This window comes from Flavobacterium sp. GL_143 (assembly GCF_057834355.1).
In genome coordinates, this window is sequence record NZ_CM174401.1 from 4,477,938 (window position 1) to 4,499,559 (window position 21,622).

At 33.5% G+C, this 21,622-nt stretch carries 14 protein-coding genes; 6 read left to right on the forward strand and 8 right to left on the reverse strand.

Translation table 11 applies throughout. The annotated features are described in order from the left end of the window. Positions 1-5: 5 nt before the first annotated feature. The gene (locus AC3IPI_RS18885) at positions 6-7,766 is read right to left on the reverse strand and encodes a SpvB/TcaC N-terminal domain-containing protein (protein ID WP_489154878.1); all 7,761 of its coding nucleotides are present in this window, start codon (positions 7,764-7,766) and stop codon (positions 6-8) included. A 690-nt stretch (positions 7,767-8,456) separates the two neighbouring features. Between AC3IPI_RS18885 and AC3IPI_RS18890 the strand changes: the two genes are divergently transcribed. The 4 genes from AC3IPI_RS18890 (at position 8,457) to AC3IPI_RS18905 (ending at position 11,418) form a co-directional block, all read left to right on the forward strand. After that, positions 8,457-9,032: a TetR/AcrR family transcriptional regulator gene (locus AC3IPI_RS18890; protein WP_489154880.1), complete on the forward strand. Its 576-nt coding sequence runs from the start codon at positions 8,457-8,459 to the stop codon at positions 9,030-9,032. Between the two features lie 129 nt (positions 9,033-9,161). After that, positions 9,162-9,464 carry a hypothetical protein gene (locus AC3IPI_RS18895; RefSeq protein WP_489154882.1) on the forward strand — a complete coding sequence of 101 codons (303 nt, stop codon included), beginning with the start codon at positions 9,162-9,164 and terminating at the stop codon, positions 9,462-9,464. A gap of 51 nt (positions 9,465-9,515) precedes the next feature. Beyond that, positions 9,516-10,556, forward strand: coding sequence for an LLM class flavin-dependent oxidoreductase (locus tag AC3IPI_RS18900; RefSeq protein ID WP_489154884.1), 1,041 nt, complete (start codon positions 9,516-9,518; stop codon positions 10,554-10,556). Between the two features lie 16 nt (positions 10,557-10,572). Further along, complete coding sequence (locus AC3IPI_RS18905) at positions 10,573-11,418, forward strand: alpha/beta hydrolase (protein WP_489154886.1); 846 nt, start codon at positions 10,573-10,575, stop codon at positions 11,416-11,418. Between the two features lie 199 nt (positions 11,419-11,617). Here the strand turns inward: AC3IPI_RS18905 and AC3IPI_RS18910 are convergent, their stop codons facing one another. From AC3IPI_RS18910 to AC3IPI_RS18940, 7 genes are all read right to left on the reverse strand, one after another. Continuing rightward, entirely contained in the window at positions 11,618-12,619 is a 1,002-nt protein-coding gene (locus AC3IPI_RS18910) for an NADP-dependent oxidoreductase (RefSeq protein WP_489154888.1), read from the reverse strand. A gap of 25 nt (positions 12,620-12,644) precedes the next feature. Next, positions 12,645-13,409, reverse strand: coding sequence for an SDR family oxidoreductase (locus AC3IPI_RS18915; protein WP_489154890.1), 765 nt, complete (start codon positions 13,407-13,409; stop codon positions 12,645-12,647). A gap of 8 nt (positions 13,410-13,417) precedes the next feature. Continuing rightward, positions 13,418-14,110 (reverse strand): SDR family oxidoreductase, encoded by a 693-nt coding sequence (locus AC3IPI_RS18920; RefSeq protein ID WP_489154892.1) that lies wholly within the window; start codon positions 14,108-14,110, stop codon positions 13,418-13,420. A 130-nt stretch (positions 14,111-14,240) separates the two neighbouring features. Continuing rightward, positions 14,241-14,831, reverse strand: coding sequence for a TetR/AcrR family transcriptional regulator (locus AC3IPI_RS18925; RefSeq protein ID WP_489154894.1), 591 nt, complete (start codon positions 14,829-14,831; stop codon positions 14,241-14,243). A gap of 228 nt (positions 14,832-15,059) precedes the next feature. Beyond that, positions 15,060-16,298, reverse strand: coding sequence for an MFS transporter (locus AC3IPI_RS18930; protein ID WP_489154896.1), 1,239 nt, complete (start codon positions 16,296-16,298; stop codon positions 15,060-15,062). Between the two features lie 53 nt (positions 16,299-16,351). Then, positions 16,352-16,957 carry a PAS domain-containing protein gene (locus AC3IPI_RS18935; RefSeq protein WP_489154898.1) on the reverse strand — a complete coding sequence of 202 codons (606 nt, stop codon included), beginning with the start codon at positions 16,955-16,957 and terminating at the stop codon, positions 16,352-16,354. A gap of 58 nt (positions 16,958-17,015) precedes the next feature. Beyond that, a complete protein-coding gene (locus AC3IPI_RS18940) occupies positions 17,016-18,086 on the reverse strand; it encodes a Ppx/GppA phosphatase family protein (RefSeq protein WP_086895042.1) in 1,071 nt (356 codons plus the stop codon). Positions 18,087-18,643: 557 nt separating this feature from the next. On the opposite strand from AC3IPI_RS18940, the gene AC3IPI_RS18945 reads away from it, so the two are divergent. Then, on the forward strand, positions 18,644-19,027 hold the full coding sequence (locus AC3IPI_RS18945; protein ID WP_039118225.1) for a hypothetical protein: 384 nt from the start codon (positions 18,644-18,646) through the stop codon (positions 19,025-19,027). A gap of 277 nt (positions 19,028-19,304) precedes the next feature. Continuing rightward, complete coding sequence (locus tag AC3IPI_RS18950) at positions 19,305-21,485, forward strand: TonB-dependent receptor (protein WP_489154901.1); 2,181 nt, start codon at positions 19,305-19,307, stop codon at positions 21,483-21,485. The last annotated feature ends 137 nt before the right edge of the window (positions 21,486-21,622 follow it).

Below are 21,622 nucleotides of genomic sequence, written 5' to 3' on the forward strand. Positions count from 1 at the left end.
CTTTCTTATTCAGCTCGAAGTGCTCTACCGACAACTCCGCCACGCAATTGATCAACAAATCTTCGAGTAACTCCCATTACTGCATTCGCATCTACTACGTTATGCATAGGAAGTAGTTGTTCACATGTGGGACAAGCTGGTATAGGAAGTCCATGATTAGCATTTCCAGCACTACGAACGAGTGCACTAGCCGAAACACTACCTCTTAATTCAGAACCTGCCTCAATTAATTCAGTAAGAGATTGAGGCTCGGCGCATCTTGCATGCCCGACTCCAGTTCTACCACCAGCAGCTATTGTATCTAAGTTTCCTTGAACACCATTATCCAAAACTGGATTTGCCCTTCTCATACTACCAGCTACACTAACATTTCCATCTGTTGTTGCAATTGCTCCCACTGTTTGAGGTCTCGTACTACCAGATAAACCTTGCACTGCATTTGCATGTTCTATTACTGCTGCTCTTGCTGCTAATACTCGTCTTGCTGCATCACCTCCTCTACCTGGAATAAGTGATGCAGCTCTTGTTCCTACACCTTCAGCACCTTGCTGTAATGCATTAAGAGACCTATTAATGGCTTGAGCAGGTCTTGCTACCTGTCTTCCAACTGCTGTAACTACTCTACCTGTAGTTGAACTAGCAATACGTTGACCTGTTGAAGATATGGCTCTCCCAACTGTAGATGTTGCCACTCGTTGGGCTGTGGTTCTTGCAGCTCCAATTGCAGCAGCACCAACAGTTGTACTAGCGCCCGCCCCTATAGCTGCTGCCAATAGAGGGACAGCACCGCCAATTATTCCTCCAACAACTGCTCCTGCTGCTGCACCTTTGCCACCCTCACTCAATATTCTACCACCATCATAACGTTCATTTCCTAAACCTAAAGCACTATGATGTACAGTTTGACGTGTAGCTTCACCTGCCAAACCTCCCGCCAAACCTCCTACAGTACCTGCAACTGCTCCAACTGCAGCTCCAGTTATCACGGCTCCCGTTAAGCCAGTTGCCCCAGCTGATGCAACTGCTGCTGCTATTACTGGTCCAGCTGCCCCAGCTGTTGCGACTGTAAGAACTGTACCAACCACTACTACCGCTGTTATAACCGCAACCTCTCTCCAACCCCATTGTCCTGTAGGATCAGTTGTGTTAATCGGATTATTCCGTACATAGATATAAACATTCACCCCATCTCCAATCCCAACGGGGTCACTACTCAACCACCTTCCCAACCAGGGCAAATAATATCGTGCGCTATGATATTCTAATCCCGTTTCTTCATCACGCTCCATACCTGTATAACGATAGCGTTTAGCTGCCGCTTTAATAGATGCATTTATAGCTTGATATGCAGTGGTACCAAAGGGATGATACTCTTCGTAAGAGATAATATCACCAGTTTCGTTAAGTTCTAAAGCAGAAGATCCTAAATGATTATGTAACTGGTAACGTGTAGTAAATTCAGTCGATGTTCTGCCAAAGGGAATACCCAAAATATATTTAGGTTTAGTTTCCATATCTACCATTACAAAACGATGTCCTCCATCCATCAAACTCAAACTGATTCTCTCTAATCCGGCATCGGCACCACTATGGCTTTTATATAATTCGTAACCTGAATTATAAATACGTTCGTTTTTTAATGTGGGGATTTCTCCCTCATTGGCAGTATTCTCGGTTATTTTTCTGATGCGTTCTCCCTGTCCGTCGTATTGATAATAAGTAGTTTCTGGTGTACCGCCATCAGTCCGTTTTTGCTTAATGGTCTTAATTAATTCTTCTTTATAATTCCAACCCATTTCCTGTAAATGAGGTAATGTGGTTATAAAACCGTGCTGCGCATGATGTGGGTACGTAAACATTTCACCACCTACCTGTGTCATTTTCAATCGATTATTACTGGTTTCATAAGTATAATCGCGTGTCCAATTATTACCAGCTGCAACATGTTTCATCTGCATCATATTTCCCACTTTATCGTAACGATAATTTTGAGTGTAATTTCGAATAGCCATTGGGTCACTAGGATTTAATTGCTGCATAAAAGGAGCATCATTCCAATTGTCTTGGCCATTTATCGTTAGTGCAGCATTATTTTCTCTTCCGCTTGCTGCTATTAATCGATATAATGCGTCATAGGTATATTCTGAAATACCTGTTACTTTTTGGTTGTTAAAAAATACAACGGGTATATTTCTGTCTTCTATATGAGTAAGATTTCCAACAGGATCGTATGTATAATAACAATTCTGCAATAGCTCATTATTCTGACGTTTACTTTCCAATCGTTTAATATGGAACGTTTCTTTATCGTAATAAAATTTAGTGGTTACATTATTTCCGTAAACAATTTTATTACGTTGGCCTTTTTCATTGTAATCAATATTCTTGATATAGGTATTTGCCTGTACTTTATCAGGATGCAACACACTCTCACTATCTAATAAACCTGCCTCGTTATAAAAAGGAGTAATAACACTACCGTCAGGTGCAATTTGCTTGATAATACGTCCCAATGCATCGGTATCTGTAATAAAAGTAAAAGATTGATTTTCTAAATCATCGACTAAATTATCATCGATCCAATTGGCGACTTCTTTATATTTTTTAAAAAGTGTTCTTTTTGTACTTGTTGATTTTCCTTGAAAGTTATAGCTGGGTGTTTCTATTACGCCACCCGTATCATAATGCTTCCAAATCTTTCCTTTTAAATTTTTAAGGAGGGCATCAGGCTGTTCTTCTCCATAAATTATTTTATCAAATATGTGATTTAAGGCGACTACTTCATCTCCACCTAAAACCATGCTGTAAAGGGGTCTGTGCAGCGTGTCATAAAAATATTGAAACTCATATTCTCGTTCGTCCCAAGTGCGTAACGGATTGCCTAAAATATTTATTAATAACCAACGTTGCCCAGCATCTATACTTTGCTGGTATACTTTGTTCCCCAACATGTCATATTTGTACTCCATGACTGCATTAAATCGCGCATCGGTTACGTAATGCAGGTTTCCTTCGGTATCTAATTTTTGCTTTGTATATTGTAATTCGGCACTATTCGTTACAGCGTTTTTATTATTTTCTACAGATAGTATTGGTCTTCCTAAGGTGTCATAATATTGAATACTTGGAGTGTCTGCATGTTTTTCGGCTTTTAATGCTGCTTGTTGTTCTTTTAAGTCATTGATAAACTCTGGATGTGCAATATTGGTTCTTTTTTTATACCACTCACTTTCCAATACACAATCGTTAGGATCATACATACTTACTTTCCAACTATCAAAAATAACTTTTGACAAAGCACCGTTTGGCATTTCTGTTTTTATCAATCGTCCAGCTGCATCGTAATACATTATGGGCGTTACTCCGGTTTCAACCAATTCTTTTAGATCTTCAAACTGATGCGTTGTCGAAAAATAAGGTTCATATTGTTTTACAGCATTACCTTTGTTGTTTTTGATGGTTCTGCCGTTGCCAATCCAACGAAGTTGTTTAGGAAGAGTTTTCGATGTATCTATATCTGAAACGGTAATAGTATCATCCGGAAGCACAATAACATTTTTGGCAAGCCCAGGTTCTGCCTGTACTTTCTTCATTATTACTTCACCTAAACCATTGGAGTATTCAAAGCCAATTTGAACTGGTGAATTGTTATCTTGCTTATAATGTTGCTCTCTACTTATTGACGCTACTACAACAGGTTTACCAGAATTGATATAAGTATCAAAATCATAGACAAATCTTGACGTTGCTTTATTTAATAAGTCTTTTCCAATATTGGTTAAATCAACAGAGTCAAAAGCCTGAAAGAAGTTATTAATCAGTATTAATTCGGCTGCATCTGTTATTTCGGTTAAATCGGTCAATTCATCCGCTTCATTTCCCTTACCCATTATTGCAACAGCTTTTATCAAACCTAATTCATCTGTTATTACTTCTGATAAGTTGGTATTTATATCACTCATCCGCTGAGGCGATAGTGTTCGGAAATTGAATAAATTCACTTTAACCATGTTCCCTATTGCGTCTTCGGTTTCTTCTATAAACAGAAAATAATTCCCATAGTATTTTACTTTTGTTAGGGCTCCATAAGGATCTGTGTAAGATATTGGGACATAAAATCTTTTGCTTGCATCTATCACAGCTTCTACATCTGCTAGAAATTGTATCGTACCAGAACGTACCCACCAATTAGCATCTTCTAAACCACTTTCATTTAATGCGTGAGTAAACTTGCCTTCTAACATTAAATTTTGAAGTGCCCAATCGTCTGTTTTTTCATGGTAGATATGTTGCAATAAATCGGGAGTATATGCTAATTGATAACTTTCAAACGGCATGGCTAAAGATTCTAATTTATACAAAGCCAAAGGGCTTTTCAGATCATTGCTTCTGTAAATCGTTTTTGTGTGTTCTATCAATCGCTTTTGCGATAAACCAGGGATTGTTGGTTTATCTATTTCATGATATAAAGCTGTTGCTGATTTTACTTCAGTGAGTATTTCATTAAAATCATTTGGTATATAAAATGCATTTGCTTTTGGGACATCTTTTAGTTCATATGTTTTTGCCTCTGAAGGCAATCGCAATCGAAGTGTATCAGCATTAATGACATCATTTGTAAACTGATTTTGTGTATAGATAATAACAGTTTTATTTTGCTCTTGCTGTGTTTCCACAGGAAGAGTTACATCAGTTAACAATCGCGGGTAGACAACCGCAGCAGACTCTAATACATTGCCGTATTTATCTAGTTTAATGTTTAAGTTATGAGCAATTCGCGGATCTTCTGGATTGCGTTCGTAGTTATAAGTTATTGCTTCATTTTCTTTAACTATAAAAATGGCATGTTTGTTTTTTCCTTTGGGCTGTAGTAATTCAATAACATAATTATGTGAAGCTACAGAAAAAGGAATAAGCTCTTTTCTTTTTGCTTCAGCTGTGTTTTCAAAATTAATAGCATCTTTTGCAAAAATTTCAGAGCGTAAACTCATGCCTTTACAGGCTCGGAGTGCCTCACACCATTCTTGAGCAGAAAGGTGATTAAGTATAGTTGGTTGAACCTCGGGAGCGGTTATCAATCGGGCATCTGGCAGAGGAATTTCATGATGAATAACATCAAATCCATTGCGAGACATTTCTTCATACCAGTATTCTTTCGAAAATTGAGTCAGAATTTTATCCTTTTCTAAAAAAGCCCCGGTATGATTCCAGCTTTTAGAAACGACGGGCTCCTGATGCAATGATTTTTCTACAATGTTAGTGGCATTACTCTTTTTCCAATGTTCAAAACTCTCGGCATCAATTTGTTCTACCATGCCAAAACCTCTAAACTCCATTTCTGAATGATCATAATAACCATGATGGTATTTGTATTCGCTTACAAATTTGTAGCCTGATATTTTGTCTTCGGTGGTGGTTTTGGAAACACAATGTACAGGGAAATGCAATTTAGTTATCCAAGGTTTTCCTGCCAACTTATCTTCGATGTAAAATTTAGTCGAGGGTGTATATTCTAATGATACTTCTTTCCCTAAATTGTTTTTATAGGAAACCATGATGTGTGGTTTCTTACTGTTCATTAGGTCAATATACTTTAATGGAGAGGGAGTGTTTTTTGATAATATGCTGGACCATACAATACACGCAACGCCATTGCCTAATAAATCGGTTACAGTAATTTTAGCATGGGAATCGATTTCTGGAAAGGAGTCTATCTCAAACGGAGTTGTACTCAAACGGTTGCCACTTAGGTTTTTCCAGCAAGTAAATTTGTTTTTACCCAAATAGATGATGTCTGTTGTTCCAGAACCATCAATATCTGCGAGTTTTATAAAGGAAGGGTTAAAATCGTTCTCACTATCAAAAATTGGTGGATTATCCAACGCTACTTTTGCACCAAATTTTCCGTAACCCATATTTGGCCAATAACAGATCTCATCATTTCGAATCCTTAAAATGTCAGTCATACCATCACCTGACATATCTGCTAGATAAATTGTTTGCTTTGCATCGGCAAAAACAATATGCGGGCCAGCTTCTTCGTCAAACGATTTAGGTGTTCTTTGTGCAGCTGAAAAACCATTTCTACCTTCAGAAGCATACCATGTAAAAACCTGATCTTCTGAAATAACTACTTCGGGTTTTCCATCACCATTCAGATCCAGCATTCGAGTATTAGGATCGTTAAAATCAATATTTGGAATCGCCTTAAACGAGCGAAATCCCTGCCATGCATTATCGTCATCCAATTCAAAATAACCTTTAGGTTCGGTATTGAAACTGACTAGTTGTTTACCACCGTCTGCATCTAAATCTACTAGTTGCATCCTACTGCCCAATCCTGAAAAAGCGGGTTTAGGGGAGACTAATTTTGCATGTTCAAATTTTCCATCTCCCAGATTGTGTTTATAATACCATCCATTGGCTTGTTCTGTTAGAATACCCGACAATCCTTCATTAAATAAATCGGTAAATTGATATTGCTGTTCATCCAAGCCTGATGGTGCATGAGCTAAATTTCCTGCATCTATGGATTTAACAATATCATTCCATTCATGCCTTTGATAGTCGAACTCTATAGGAGGGATCTTTTTAGAAGAATAGGAACCATCCCCTTTTTTAATATAGCCGATTGAAGTTATGGATTTCAGAAATGTAAAATCCTGCTCCGTTGCAAGGTCATATCCTATATTGAGGGATTTTACCAAACCTTCGTATTCATTGGAATTGGTAAAATGATGAAATAGTAATATCCTGTTGCATAGCCTTGTCGTTCTAATTTCGAATCCTGATTTGTAATCTGAAAAAGCATCTAATCTGAAGATCCAATCTTTTATTTTATTGAAAGGTGCGACATCATTATACTCTCCATAATCGAAAACTGTTGAAAACAAATAATCAGATTCACTTGGGAATGCATCACCAAATTTTTTGTAGGGTGTTTTATTACCATACAAAACTTTTTCTAGATAAAGATTGGTGTACGTAATTTTACCGTCTTTAAATCGGTTTTTGTTATGCAATAAAGAATCATCAAAACCAATCTCATTTTCTTTCTTATAAATATATTGAGTGCAGTTTCCTTTATCATCAAATACAAATTCAGGAAACCATTCAAAAATTTTTGTCAGATCTTTTGGATTCGAAATAATAGAATTATTAGTCCATCCAAAAACAGTTGTAACGTTATCTCTTGAAATTACCCGCCATTTAATTCTTCCAGTCGCCTTTTCTGTCCAGCGTTCAATGCGAGCAAAAAGACCTTCAATTCTGGGTTTATAATTTCTTATAATAAATAGTCCGTCAGATGAGATTCTTTCGTGTATAATATAGTCTTCATTAGCATCTAACTGAAAACTTCCATCCGGATCTTTTGTAAATTCAGGAACTAAATCCTCCGCACCCGAAAACAGAAAGGTATCCGAATCAATTAAATCAAGATATTGAGGCAGTCCTTTGTCTGTTTTACGTTTAATTGACCCTAAACTTAGCCCCCAACCTAATCCAAAAATACCATTACCGGTACCTGAATTATAAGAAAGACTTAATGAAGGTGATGTACCCCTTGCAGATGAAAACGGAAGTTGAATTGAAAATGAAGATGTGCCATTTACAGCGTTAACAGTAAACTTTTCATCAATTCCCTTTAAAGCGCCACCTCCTTTTGGTAAAGAAATTGATGGAACCTCTATTGCATTGGATTTAGTTTTTCCTCCATCAGTTTGGAGAAATTCATTGTTAGAGTTGTTTTTAGTCTGTTCTTTCATTTCTTATTATTTAATGCGTTGAGGCAAAAGCAAATGAGGGTAACTTTATCGACTTGTAGGTGAGATTACAACACTTTATACTTTACTAATGTGTTGTCTTGGCTGTTCAATTTATTGTCATTGATTCTTATATAATTCTCTAATGACAAATAATACACTGATTATATGTTATTTATCTAATAAAAATGATAAAAATTACAAGGGTTAAATGGTTTAAAAAAAGTTCTTTAAGAAGAAGTCTAAGTCCTGCTATTAAACCAAAAAAATTACCTTATTGGGATATATGTTTTATTAACTCCATAAAAATTAAATGGTTAGTTCCTGTATTAAAAACAAGTCCAATAAAGAAACAAACTATTGATAACTAAGTAATTACCAAATTTAAAAAAAGAAAATTATATACTATCACGTAAAAATACCTGTTTTAATATCTTCGTAGATTATGTTAATGAGCAGTTTAAAAAAAGCAATTATCATCTTCTATTTTTCATTTTTAAATGATGCCAAAAAAGTCCTTCATGAGAGCTTTATTAAAGCATAAGTAATTGACAAATTAGCTCTTAAAACCAGTAACAGTATTGAGAGAAGTTCTGCTTAAAATTATAAACAGAATCAATGCTAGCTGGGAAGCGCTAAATATTTTTAATTTATATTAGAATAGTCGTTCTAATTACATAACTTTGCCACATTATGTCAAGAAATAAACAATTCAACCCAGTAGAAAAACTAGTAAAAGCTAGAGATCTTTTTTGGAAAAAAGGATATCATGTAACTTCTATACAGGATTTGGTAGACCAAATGCAAGTTAATAGAAGAAGTATGTATGACACTTATGGAGATAAACATGAGTTGTTTATTCAAAGTCTTGAAAGCTATGCAATCGAAACATATGGTGAATTTAATAGCATTGTTCAATTAGAAAAATCACCCAAAAAAGCCATAGAAGGCATTATATCAAAAGCAATTGAACGTTCGTTTGAAAAGGAGAAAATTTGTATGATTGTTAAATCCTCATTTGAGTTAGCTCCGCTAGATCAAAGCATGAGAGATTTACTAAGACAACACACTCAAAGACTAATTGTAATTTTTGAAAATCTTATTATAAAAGCACAGGAAGCTGGTGAGATTTCAACAGAAAAAAATGCATTAAAATCGGCTCAATTTATTGTTGGAAGCTTTGCAGGACTTTGGCAAATGCAGTCTTTATTTAATGATAGAATCATGGTCGAAGCAATGGCAGAACGTATTTTGGAAAGTTTAAAATGATATTTATGTAATTAATAATCAAAGCATATTAGCTTATTTAATGGAGAAAAACAATCTCCATATTTTTTTGATTTAAAATAGAACGATCGTTCTAATAAGTGATATTTAAAAATAATAATAGTAATAATAATGGAAGAAAATAATAAAATAGTAGTTAGCTACATCTTAAAGCATCAACAAGACAAAAATCTCGATAGCATTTCTGAGATTTTGGAGGATAACAAATTCTGGGAAATTTTCCCTTCTCCTAATGTAGAAGTTCTGAGTTGGAATGTATTGGTTGGTCTTGGACATTTAATCACACTCAGATTTGCTCCATCTCAATTACGAGAAGTAAATCTTGCCATCGAAAAAGGAGCTTGGGGCGCCTTTAATTCCGAAGCATATCTAACGTATGATTACTTAGAGGTATGGAAACAAAAAAGAGGATAATACAGTAATAAATCTTACTTAACAGCATTTTTAAAAATAATAATACTTTATATGGAATTAGGAATTAGCCTTTTTGGGGACTTACATGTTAACCCTACTACTGGCAAAATACAATCTGCGCAAGTGCGCTTACAAGAATTAATTGAAGAAATAAAACTTGCTGATGAAGTGGGTTTAGATCTTGCGGGAATTGGGGAACATCATCGAAAAGAATATGCAGTATCAAGTCCTGAGATTGTACTTGCTGCTGCAGCGATAGTAACAAAGAATATAAAATTGACAAGTTCTGTGACTGTTTTAAGCTCTTCGGATCCCGTTAAATTGTATCAGAATTTTGCATTGGTCGATTTGCTTTCTAATGGCAGAGCTGAATTGATGGCCGGCAGAGGAAGTTTTATAGAATCTTTTCCTCTATTCGGTTATGATCTAAAAGATTATAACCTTTTGTATGAGGAGAAATTAGACTTGCTGCTTAGAATCAATAATGAAGAAAAGATTACCTGGACTGGAGAATTTCGCCCAGATTTACACGATCAGCAAGTGCTTCCCAGAGCAGTTAATAATAACCTAAAAGTATGGATTGCTGCTGGAGGAACTCCCGCGTCTGTAGAACGTGCAGGTCGTTTAGGATTGCCATTAGTTTTTGCAATTGTAGCTGGAACTCCTTTAATTAACTTTAAACCTCTTTTTGAGTTTTATAAAGAGACTTATTTAGCATTTGGTCATGATATGTCCAAATTTCAAGTGGGTATGTTTTCTCATTCGTTATTTGGTAATGATGCTAATGACATAGCAAAATATTACTTCCCATTATATGCTGCTCAAATGGATAGGATAGGAAAAACCAGAGGATGGTCACCTTTTAGTCAAAACCAATTTGATTATGGAAGATCAAGAGAAGCTGCCCTTTTTGTAGGAGATGAAAACCAAGCTATCGATAAAATATTGTATTCACATGAACTATACGGAATGACTCGTTTCACAGCTCATATGGATGTAGGTGCACCTTCTCATAGTCATATCATGAAATCTATTGAAATATTCGGGACAAAAATTGCACCTAAAGTAAGAGCTGCATTAGCAAATAAATAATACGTAATTATAAAAAATGGAAACAATAAAAAGAGTTAATCTCTGGAATAACAATATGCCAACAAATAGTGGCTTAATCGGTAATGAAATTTTGCATCCTAATGAGGTTATTGAAATCAGTAATATTACACAAGCGGAGATTATTATCTATTCTCCTGCCCCTTCCTTAAATAGTGGAAGGGCAATTATTATTTGTCCAGGAGGTGCTTATGCAGGTTTAGCAATTACTCCTCAAGGATATGATTTTGCAGAATGGTTATCCTCAATTGGTATTATGGCAATCGTATTAAAGTATAGAATGCCAAACGCAAATAAAGAAATTCCTCTCGATGATGTTAAGGAGGCAATACGTTATGTACGTAAAAATTCAAAAACATTAAATTTAGATGATAACAAAATAGGTATAGCTGGGTTTTCTGCCGGAGGACATCTTGCAGCATTAGTCTCTACCTTATCCTCTAAAGATGGTATGGAATACTGCCCAGACTTCTCCATTTTATTTTATCCGGTTATTACCATGAATAGTAATACACAAATAAATACCAGAGAAAATCTTTTAGGAAATCAACCATCAATAGAGGATATCGAAGCATTTTCTTGTGAAAACCAAGTGTCTGTAAATACCCCGCCTACATTGATATTGACAAGTAATGACGATACCATTGTTTCTCCCATTAATAGCATAATGTATTATGAAGCACTTAGAAACAATGGGATAGATTCAAGTTTATTTATATTTCCTCAGGGGGATCACGGTTGGGGAATTAAAGGAGTTAATATGTTTGGAAACAAATTTCAATACATAGAACAGGCAAAGGATTTAATAACAAATTGGATTATGAATCTGACAGAAGCAAAATAGTTTGAAACCAATAGAATTTTGTAAAAGACTCCTGTTTTTTAGTCATCGTTTGCTGAAAATTGTGATAAAGATATAATGCTTTTTATTAAAGTTGCTTTTTTTAATATCAGCTGGGTGGTCATAATCTGAAAAAACCAATTCTTAGGAATTGGTTTTTTATGTCTTTTTGTGGTACTCAACCAGTATATGATTCTGATATTTATTTTATTTTGATGACTACCTTTCCTTTCGCGCGTCCACTTTCTACATATGCTAAGGCTTCATTCGTTTTTTCGAAAGAAAAGATTTTATCAAGAACTGGTTTAATTATTCCAGCTTCGATAAGTGTTGTAATTCTGCTTAATTGTTCACCATCGGCTTTCATGAATAAAAAAGAATAATCTACATTTTTCTTTTTCGCTTTTTTACGAATACCGAAACTTAACAATGATAATACTATTTTTACAAACCATGGTGCATTAATTTCTTTAGCAAAATCTGGTGTTGGAGGCCCTGAAATCGAAATAAGTTTTCCTCCTGATTTTAATATATGTAATGATTTTTCGAGTGTCTCTTGATTCTGACTATTCAATACAAGATCGTAATTACTTAAACTGTTTTCAAAGTCACTATTCTTATAATCAATAATAAAATTTGCTCCAAGTGTAGTAAGCAAATCGAAACTTTTAGTGCTTGCTGTAGTTGCAACTGTAGCACCCAAATGCTTTGCCAACTGAATCGCAATAGTACCTACTCCACCTGAACCTGCCTGAATAAATACTTTTTGTCCCTTTTTTATTTGTCCTCTTTCTACCAAAACCTGCCAGGCCGTCAATGCTACTAGCGGAATAGATGCTGCTTCTTCCATAGAAAGGTTTTTAGGTTTCAGAGCAACATCTCTTTCATCTACAGCAATAAATTCTGCAAATGTACCTATCCTATAATCTGCTGGTCTGGCATAAACTTCATCTCCAACTTTGAACTTTTTCACACTTTTCCCAACCTTAGTAATTACGCCTGCTACATCATGTCCTAAAATTAACGGAAGCTTATATGGTAAAATGAGTTTAAACTCTCCAGTTTTTATTTTTGAGTCTAAAAGATTTACTCCTGTTGCGTAAATATCAATCAGAACATCATTATCGTTTACTTGCGGTATAGGCATTTCGGCTAGCTGCAAACTTCCATTTTTACTATACTTATTAATTATAAATGCTTTCATTTTAAATATTTTAGAGTTCTAATTATTACTTTAAGCTTGCATATATTTTTTTAGGGTTTACCAAATTGAAAGCCAGTTTTGGAAAAAACCTACTCACGAAATATAATAATTTTGCATCTCCTACCCGAATCGTAAATTGATCTTTTTTTATTCCTGAAATAAGTGATTTTACTAATTGCTCGGGAGTCATTTTCTTGTCATTTCTTTGAGCAGTCATCTCTGTTGCTACAACAGGCGGAAGCAGCTCAAATACTTTTACATTACTTTCTAATATCTCCAAGTTCTTTCTTAGTGTTCTGGTATAAAAGCTTAAAGCGGTTTTAGTTGCCGAATAACTTGGCTCTTCTAAGGCGGGTACCAAACTCAAAATAGAGGTTGTATTTATAATAGCACTTTCTTTTCTTGATTTCAGCATGTCTATAAAAAGAGTATTCAATCTTATAACACCAAAATAATTGATGTTCATTTCATAGATTGCATTCTTCAAAATTTGCTCATTTGCAATTCCCAGATTAAGTGGCGGGCTTCCAACCCCTGCATTATTGTACAAAATGTCAATTCCGCCCAAAGAAGCCACTTTCTCAAAAAGCGCTGCTGCATCATCTTGATTTTCAACATCACTTTTTATTACTATCAACGACGGAAACATTTTTTTTGCTGCATCTAGTTTAACCTGATTTCTACCTGTGATAATAACCTTTAATCCTTCGGCTAAAAACTGTTTTGCAGATTCTAAACCAATGCCTGAAGCTCCTCCCGTAATTAATATCGTTTTACCTTTTATATTCATATCTAAAGTTATTTAAAAAATTGCTTTGAATCACCAACCGGAACATCAAACTGATTTTTTTCTAAGGCTAATAATAATTCATCAGCAACCTCTTCTGGTGGGATACCATTGACTCCGCCTATTTCTGCTGAAAACGCTGTATTTACCAATGGAGGATAAACTTCGTATATCTGAAGATTTTTCTCTTCTTCATAAGTATATCTTAAAGCAACTGTATAACTGTGCAATGCTGCTTTGGTAGCTCCATATGTTGGTACTAATTTATGACTGCCAAAAACTGCAATTGATGAAACATTTACAACTGCAGCTGCAGTTTTTTGTAGTAGATGTGGCAATAAAAGTTCTGTAAAATGAATTACACTCAAATAGTTTGTATTCATCTCTATAGCTGCTTTTTCGTGTGCGTTTAAAGTTTCATTTAAAAGATAACTAAAAGCTGCCCCTGCATTATTGATTATGATATTTACCTCAGGATAGTTTTCTTTTAATTGTTTTGCAATGCGAATTCTATCTGCTTCAATAGATAAATCACCTTGTATACCAACTGCATTATCCAATTGTTTTAAGGCAATTTGCAAACGTTCTTCATTACGTCCATTAATGATTATTTTATTACCAGCAACATTTAGTTTTTTCGCTATTGCCAACCCTATTCCAGCGCTTCCTCCACTGATAAATACTGTATTTCCTGATGTTTTCATTCTTTAATTTTTTAAATTAATTTTTCTATTTTATTTGTTTTTCTATTTGCAATACAAACTTTTTTTTAACATTTAGACTTTTTAGTCTATTTTTAAATATACTTTTTAGTCTATTTTATTAGAAAAAAAATTATAATGTATATTGTTCCAGCTCGGCTTTTAAGCTTTTAATAAGTCCTTGCATAGGTTTTGCTGTATCCATAACCCTGCACATTACAATTCCTCCTTCTACTGAAGCTACCAATTTAAAAGCAAAAACTACAGGATCAAGAGTATTCGAAAACTCACCATTATTGATTCCATCCTGAAGCAAACCAGTAATTTCTTCCTGTCCGTTTCTAAAAACTTTGGCAACTTTTTCTTTTATAAAAGGATAATTATCATCAGCTTCTACAGCTGTATTAAATATTGGACATCCCCCACTTATATAGGTTTGAATAGGGTTTTTATAAAAATCCAAGAAGGCAAATATCTTACCTTTTATCGTTTTTCCGTTATAAACGGCAGTTCTAATTTTGTCAGAAACCATCTTAAGCGATAAGTCGATCACTTGTTCAGACAAATCTTCTTTATTTTCAAAGTGACCGTACAGACAACCCTTTGTAAGCTTGGTTGCATTAAGGATATCATCTATATTCACTCCCGAAATACCTTTTTCATTATATAACGGTACTGCTGTTTCGAGTATAAATTGTTTCGTTCTTTCTGCCTTTGTCAACATTGTCTTTTATAATTTGATTACAAATATACTAAAAAGTATATTTTACAAACAAAAAGATTAAGATAACTTTATAATTTATCTTGTATATTAGGAACGCTAATACCCAGACGGTCAAAGGTAAAATCACACTCCCCTTTCATACCGGCAAATAGGTAGCACTGTTCCAGGAGGATTTACATGGTCAAAATAGTAGCCATGCTCATCATGAGTGATAATAGAAGTATTTTATTACTTAAAAAAGGAAACTACAATGTCTTCTTTTACCTTTTTTTGCTCTTTTTTAACCACTAAATAAATTAAATAAGTAATAAAAGCTGTAGCAAATGCAAGTATATAATTAAACATCCAATTTGTATTGTAATCGTAATTTTGAATAATTGTCAAACCTGTTTTAGAACTAAATACATGTGCAAAACCATAACTCATTTGAAAAGTTGACATAAATATCCCTTCTAGGTTTTTATGGCTTCTATTCATAACAAAACCACTTGCAAAAGCAAAAGTTAGCATATTTCCAAAAGACATTAAAAACATAAATATCCAAAATACCCATGCCTGATGTACTAAGAACAGCATGAGATATGAAGTTCCTATTAATAATAATCCTATCATTATAGCAACCAGATCAGTGATTTTATTCTTTTGAACAAAATTTACCACCACCATTTCAAATAAGACAAATATAACTCCGCTAAAACCAAGGAACATTCCGCTATCAAATTCTGTTAAATGATATGCTTCTTTATGATAAATGGGTACAATAGAAAAAACCTGAAAATAGAGATATCCTGTTACTAAAGCAATTATCCAATTCATTACAAAAGGAAAATCTTTTAGCGGTGCAAATTTATCCTGATTTACAGTATTCATTTCAAGCTTATACAATAGCTTCTTTTCTTTTACAAAAAAGACAAAAATTACTATAGAAATAATAGAAGTTAAACCATCTACAATAAACAAGGTATTATACTCTGAATTTATAATTAGTAGTCCTCCTAAAACAGGACCAACGACAAGACCAACATTGGTTGCCATTCTTAATAATGATAAGGCACGCAGTCGTGAATCGTTATTTACATAACTATTTAGACTTACCATCATTGCAGGCCTGTACATATCTGCTATTGCCGTTAAAAGAAAAATGGAAAGACATAATAGTTCAAAAGTTTTTACAAATTGCAGTGAAAGAAGGATTAGTCCACTAGAAAACAAGCTAAAAACCATGACCTTATATGCCCCAAAAATATCAGATAATTTTCCACTGAAGAAAGTTCCGAATAAAGATCCTATTCCAAAACAAACCATAACCCAACCAATTTCTGAGTAACTTAAGTTTAATTCGTCTTTAAAATATTTAGATAAAAAAGGAACTACTACAGCTCCTATTCTATTTACCAGAGTAATTAGGGCAAGAATCCATATTTCTCTTGGGAAATTTTTAAAATTTCCTAAATAACGGTTAAGCATTTTCAAAAATATTTAGTTGGGGCATATATTTTTTTGAGTACTTTAAAGAAGTACTAATTTCCAAAGAACCTACCAAAGAAACTTTTTTTAGTTTCTTCAATTTCCTCAGTAGATGACTCTAATTTAATTTGTTCATTTAAATCATCCATCATCAATTTTGTAATCAATTCTACATAATCAAGATTATGATCTTCAAGATAACCAGTTAAGTATTTTTCACTTGCCTCTATTCCGCTTACTTGTTCGATTTTAGATAGTTTCCTATACAAATCTTCGATTTTTTCTATTACTCCAGCCGAAATAGCTTTACGGCGAGCAATATATTTCGTGATTTTTGCATCTTCATTTACTATATAATCAAAATCAGTAATTACCCAGTAGTATTCTCCAGATTTGGCTAAGTTTTTAATGATACCGTGAAATTTTCTTCCCATCTTAATATTATCCCATAAGACTTTAAAAATCACTTTAGGCATATCGGGATGACGGATAATATTATGTGGCTGACCTACCAATTCAGATTCATCATATCCTGAAACTTTTGAAAAAGTGTCGTTTACGTACTCTAAAGTTCCGTACAAGTCTGCCTTACTTACAATAGTTTTGGTAGTATCCCACTTAACTTCTTTATCAATTGGGGTTGGACATATTTTATCCATAAAATTTCAATTTATTTGGGTATTAGTAAATAACTCATTAAATATGAGTTCGTTGTATTTAGTAGATTTTTTTTACTCTTTTAGAACGATCAGCAATATAAGATATTAACCATGCTATTTGTCCTTCTTTTGCAAAATACAATTTTTTATTGTTAATATCAGGAAAGGCTTCCAAGCTAACCAATAAGATATTACTACCTGAAATTAAGTATTTTTGCGAGTATGTTTCTAGTACTTTTTTGACTTCATTATCTGTTTTTGCCAGATCCTCAAATTTTTTGAAATTGTTTTTTAAGATAGCATCATAGTTTATAACATCTTCAAGTTTAAACTGATTGTATGTTTCTTTAGTAGCACCTTTATACAAAGTATAAAATGCCCAAACAGCTCCACCAGACAAATAGACTTTATCTTTATCTAAAGCCTGAGGGCTAGACTTGTACATCGCATTTACCTGCTCTCTTAAGATTGGCAAGAAGCTGAATGATTTAGAGTTGAATTCATCAATATCTTGACTACGAGCTATTTTTTTTACACTTTCTGTAAGAGTTACACTGCCGTAATTAAGGGATAATGGGAAAAATACAAAAGTGTTATTGTTACTAACATCTACATAACCACCTTTAGTATTACCTCCACCTATGTCTAGTATTATAGAATTTTTATAATCAACAGGAGGAATACAACCTTTTAGAAGCATTTTTCCTTCCATTTGTACTTCAATATACTCAAGATCTTTACCAGTGGCAGCTTTTACTTTATCGGTAAGAATTTGAGTGTTTTGTGCCATGGCTACTCCAGAAGAACCTACTATAAAAATGTTTTCATCAGGGACTTTCATAGTCGTCTTCATTTTGTTGTAGTTAGCTGTAATAACTGCAATAGCTCTATCAATATCAACTAGTGCCATATTTCCATCTATAGAAATACCTTTTGCTATAGCTACATTTTCTGTCCAAAATGATTTGACGGTGAAGTCTCCTCTTTTAATGTTGTAAACATCAATAACTGACATTTTAATTCCTTTACTTCCAATTTCAATTCCAGCAAAAATATTTTCTTGTGAAAAAAGTATTGGTGTAATAAAAAATAAAAGAAATAGTGTAAAATACAATTTTAGATTTTTCATAGGTTAAGTTTTATTTGTCTCGGGTTGACATTTAAAATCCCGTAATTTATTATAGTGATTTAGTAATGCAGAAATATCATATCTTTTGAGAATGAAAAAGAAAGATTTTTTAAATTAGTTGTAAAGCAAATTTTTGGATGTCACTTTCATCGCAATTGCTAGTGTTTTTGGGCTGCGAAGCTACAAAAAAAAATCAGCATACCTCAATTTTTAAAGAATAAAATGTAAGATTTCATCTGAATATTTCTTTAATTATTTAGTATATAATTCGTTAGTGATTTTTTTTAATGTTAGATAAATATAATTTATCTCTTGATGTGATTTACAGTTTAATACAATTTCAGCATTACATTAATCATAAGAATTTAACTATATTTCAAGCCGTTCTTAAATTAATAAAACAAAGATGTGAATTGTAAGTAATTTTACTATGTTTTTTATGTGTTTAATGTACTCAGCCTTTCAGTTATTAGATTAATAAATATTTAGAAGAATAAAAAAGGTTTTGTAGTATTTGAAGCAGAAAAAAATTAAATTTGCTTCTTAAATTTTTATAGATGTCAGATTTTTTAAAATTATTCGGAGAAAATATATCTAGGGAAATGCCCGGATTTGTAGCTTTGAGTGTTATTGATGTGAAAAGTGGAAATCTATATTATTCAAAAAAAATTAATGATAGCTTTAATATAGAAGTAGCATCAAAATTTGCATTAGAAATGATTCGAGCTCAGTTAAATGCTAATGATTTTCTAAAACTGAATCAAAGCATAGACGATATTACTATAACATTAACGAATCAGTATCAGTTTTTAAAAATTTCAAAAAATAATAGTTACTTTATTTATTTAATTGCCGATTCTTCAAAAGCAAATTTAACTTTTACAAAAGCCATTCTGAATAAACAAATATCAGAGATTTCTAGTATGTTTCATTCTGAATAAAAAACTAATTAGAGGATTTGTTGATGCATTTTTTAACTATTTATTCCATTGCCTCTACCCTTTCCTATTCTTCTTGACTTATAGCTTAGCGAAATCCTCAGATTATCGTCTTGCTCTATTTTCTTAAATAAAAAATTATAGCATAACTTAGGATAAATCCTTTCGATTACCCTAATGATAACCCAAACTATCGTGAATATTTTTTTTTAGCACAGCGTTTGTTTTCGTGTTTCATTTTCTATATTTGCAATTATTTAAAACAAGTCTAAATAAGAAGATGAAACGAATTTCTACTTTACTTCTAGTGTTCTTTACAATAGGTACACTTTCTGCGCAACAGATTTCCAAAACAAATACGAATAACGAAAAAGATAAAAAGGTAAATACTAAAAGCCAAGATACTATCTTAACAGATAAGCCTGCAGCAAATAACGAATTACAAGAAATTGTTATATCTGCAACCAGACGAGCAGAAATTTTGGATGAAGTTCCCTCTTCGGTAACTTTATTGTCTAAAAAACAGTTGCAACAGCAGCTAAGTATAAGTTCTAATCTTAGTGATATCTTAGGAGCATCGGTACCTGGTTTGGGTTTTACAACTAATAGAACTCAAAATTTGGGACAGACTTTACGTGGCCGCCGAGTATTGGTAATGATAGATGGTATTCCGCAATCTACACCTCTGAGAGATGGTGCTAAAGACATGCGTTCACTAGACCCTACAGTATTAGATCGTGTTGAAGTAATTAAAGGAGCAACCGCTATTTATGGCAACGGTGCAGATGGTGGTTTAATTAATTATATCACTAAAAAAGCTAGTACAGACAAGGCAATAAGCGGATCAACAGAGGCAGGAACTGCTTTCTCACTTATTAAGCCTGGAGGGACAGCTGGTTTCTTTGTATCTCAGCTTTTTACAGGAAAAGTAAAGAAGTTAGATTATGTAGTTAGCGGTCGCTATGAAGAGACTGGACTTTATCGTGATGCTAAAGGGCGTGTACTTTCTCCAGAATATGGAATGAATGATCTTCGAAATTGGAACGCTTTCGCGAAAATTGGCTATGATTTTAATTCAAACAATCGTCTAGAATTAATGTATAACTATTTCGAGAGTACTCAGCATACTGATTATATAGCTAAAGCTGGTGTTTATGGCAATTTTGATTCACCAACTACAGGAATTAAAGGACAACGACCAGGTGATCCCGAAGGCACGCCTTATAATCATAACGCAAGTTTAAGTTATATTGGACAGAATTTTATTGGGAAAACGGATCTTAATGCTACTCTTTATTTCCAAGATTACCTTACACTAATTAACTACAGTGATTTTTTTGAGAATAATGGACAACCAGCTACACAAAGTAAGAAATTCGGTTTTCGTTTAAATTTAAATACACCGTATGAATTCAATTCTCTTATATCTGGGAATATAACTTATGGATTAGACATTCTTTCAGATGTAACGGATACACATCTTACAGATGGAAGACTGGTAATTCCTGAAATGAATATGACAAACCTGGCACCTTATTTTCAGCTTAAAAATATGTTTGGACCAAACTTGGTATTAAAAACGGGTTTAAGGCTCGAAAATGTTAACATCGATGTACCAGATTATACAACTATTAGTATTCGTAATTATGTAAACGGAACTTATGTAGGTGGCGGTATTGCAGTAAATGGCGGTGCATTAGATTTTAATGCACTTATGTTTAATGCAGGATTGCGTTATACAAAATGGAAGTTGTTTAAACCTTTTGTTAGTTTTTCTCAAAGTTTCAGTGTAGCCGATTTAGGTCTGGTCCTACGTGCCGCCAAAGAAAACACAGTAAACAATACTTCGATAAAAGCAGTTACAGCTAACAATTATGAATTTGGATTTTCCGGATCTGTGGCTAAACTTTCTTATGAAGGAGCTTTATATTATAGTACTTCAAAATTAGGAGCTTCTTATGTTTATGTCGATGGTAATCCACAAATTTCACGTTCACCTGAAAAAATTTATGGTTTTGAGTTGTCAGCAAAATATCGTCTTCATCCAAAAGTTGATGTTGGAGCTAATTATTCTTTTACGGAAGGAAAACGTGAACTTACAGACAAAAAAGTATATTTAGGAGGTGATCGCATAAATCCACCTAAAATAGCAGCTTATACCGTTTTTAGACCTCTGGAATCCTGGTCAGTCTTTTTACAAATGACAAGTACAACAGGCAGGGATAGATTTGAACCTACTAATGGGGCTTATACTTATGGAACTGGTCCAATTAAATCTTTTACAGCTTTCAATCTTTCTTCTAGTTATACTTTTAGAGAAAAAAGCACGATTCGTTTAGGTGTAGAAAACCTATTTAATAAAGATTACTATACTGTTATTTCTCAATGGCAGTCTAATAACATGAATTATGTGAAAGAAAATGGCACGCGTATGACTATTAGTTTTACGCAAGCATTTTAAAAAAACTTTCATATTTAGAACTAAAAAACCTCCAAAATCAAATGATTTTGGAGGTTTTTTTGGTTTGATATTTTTTAATAAATTAAACTCGTTGGGTACAATTACTACGTCTATTCACTTCGCTCGGGTCGTGAAAA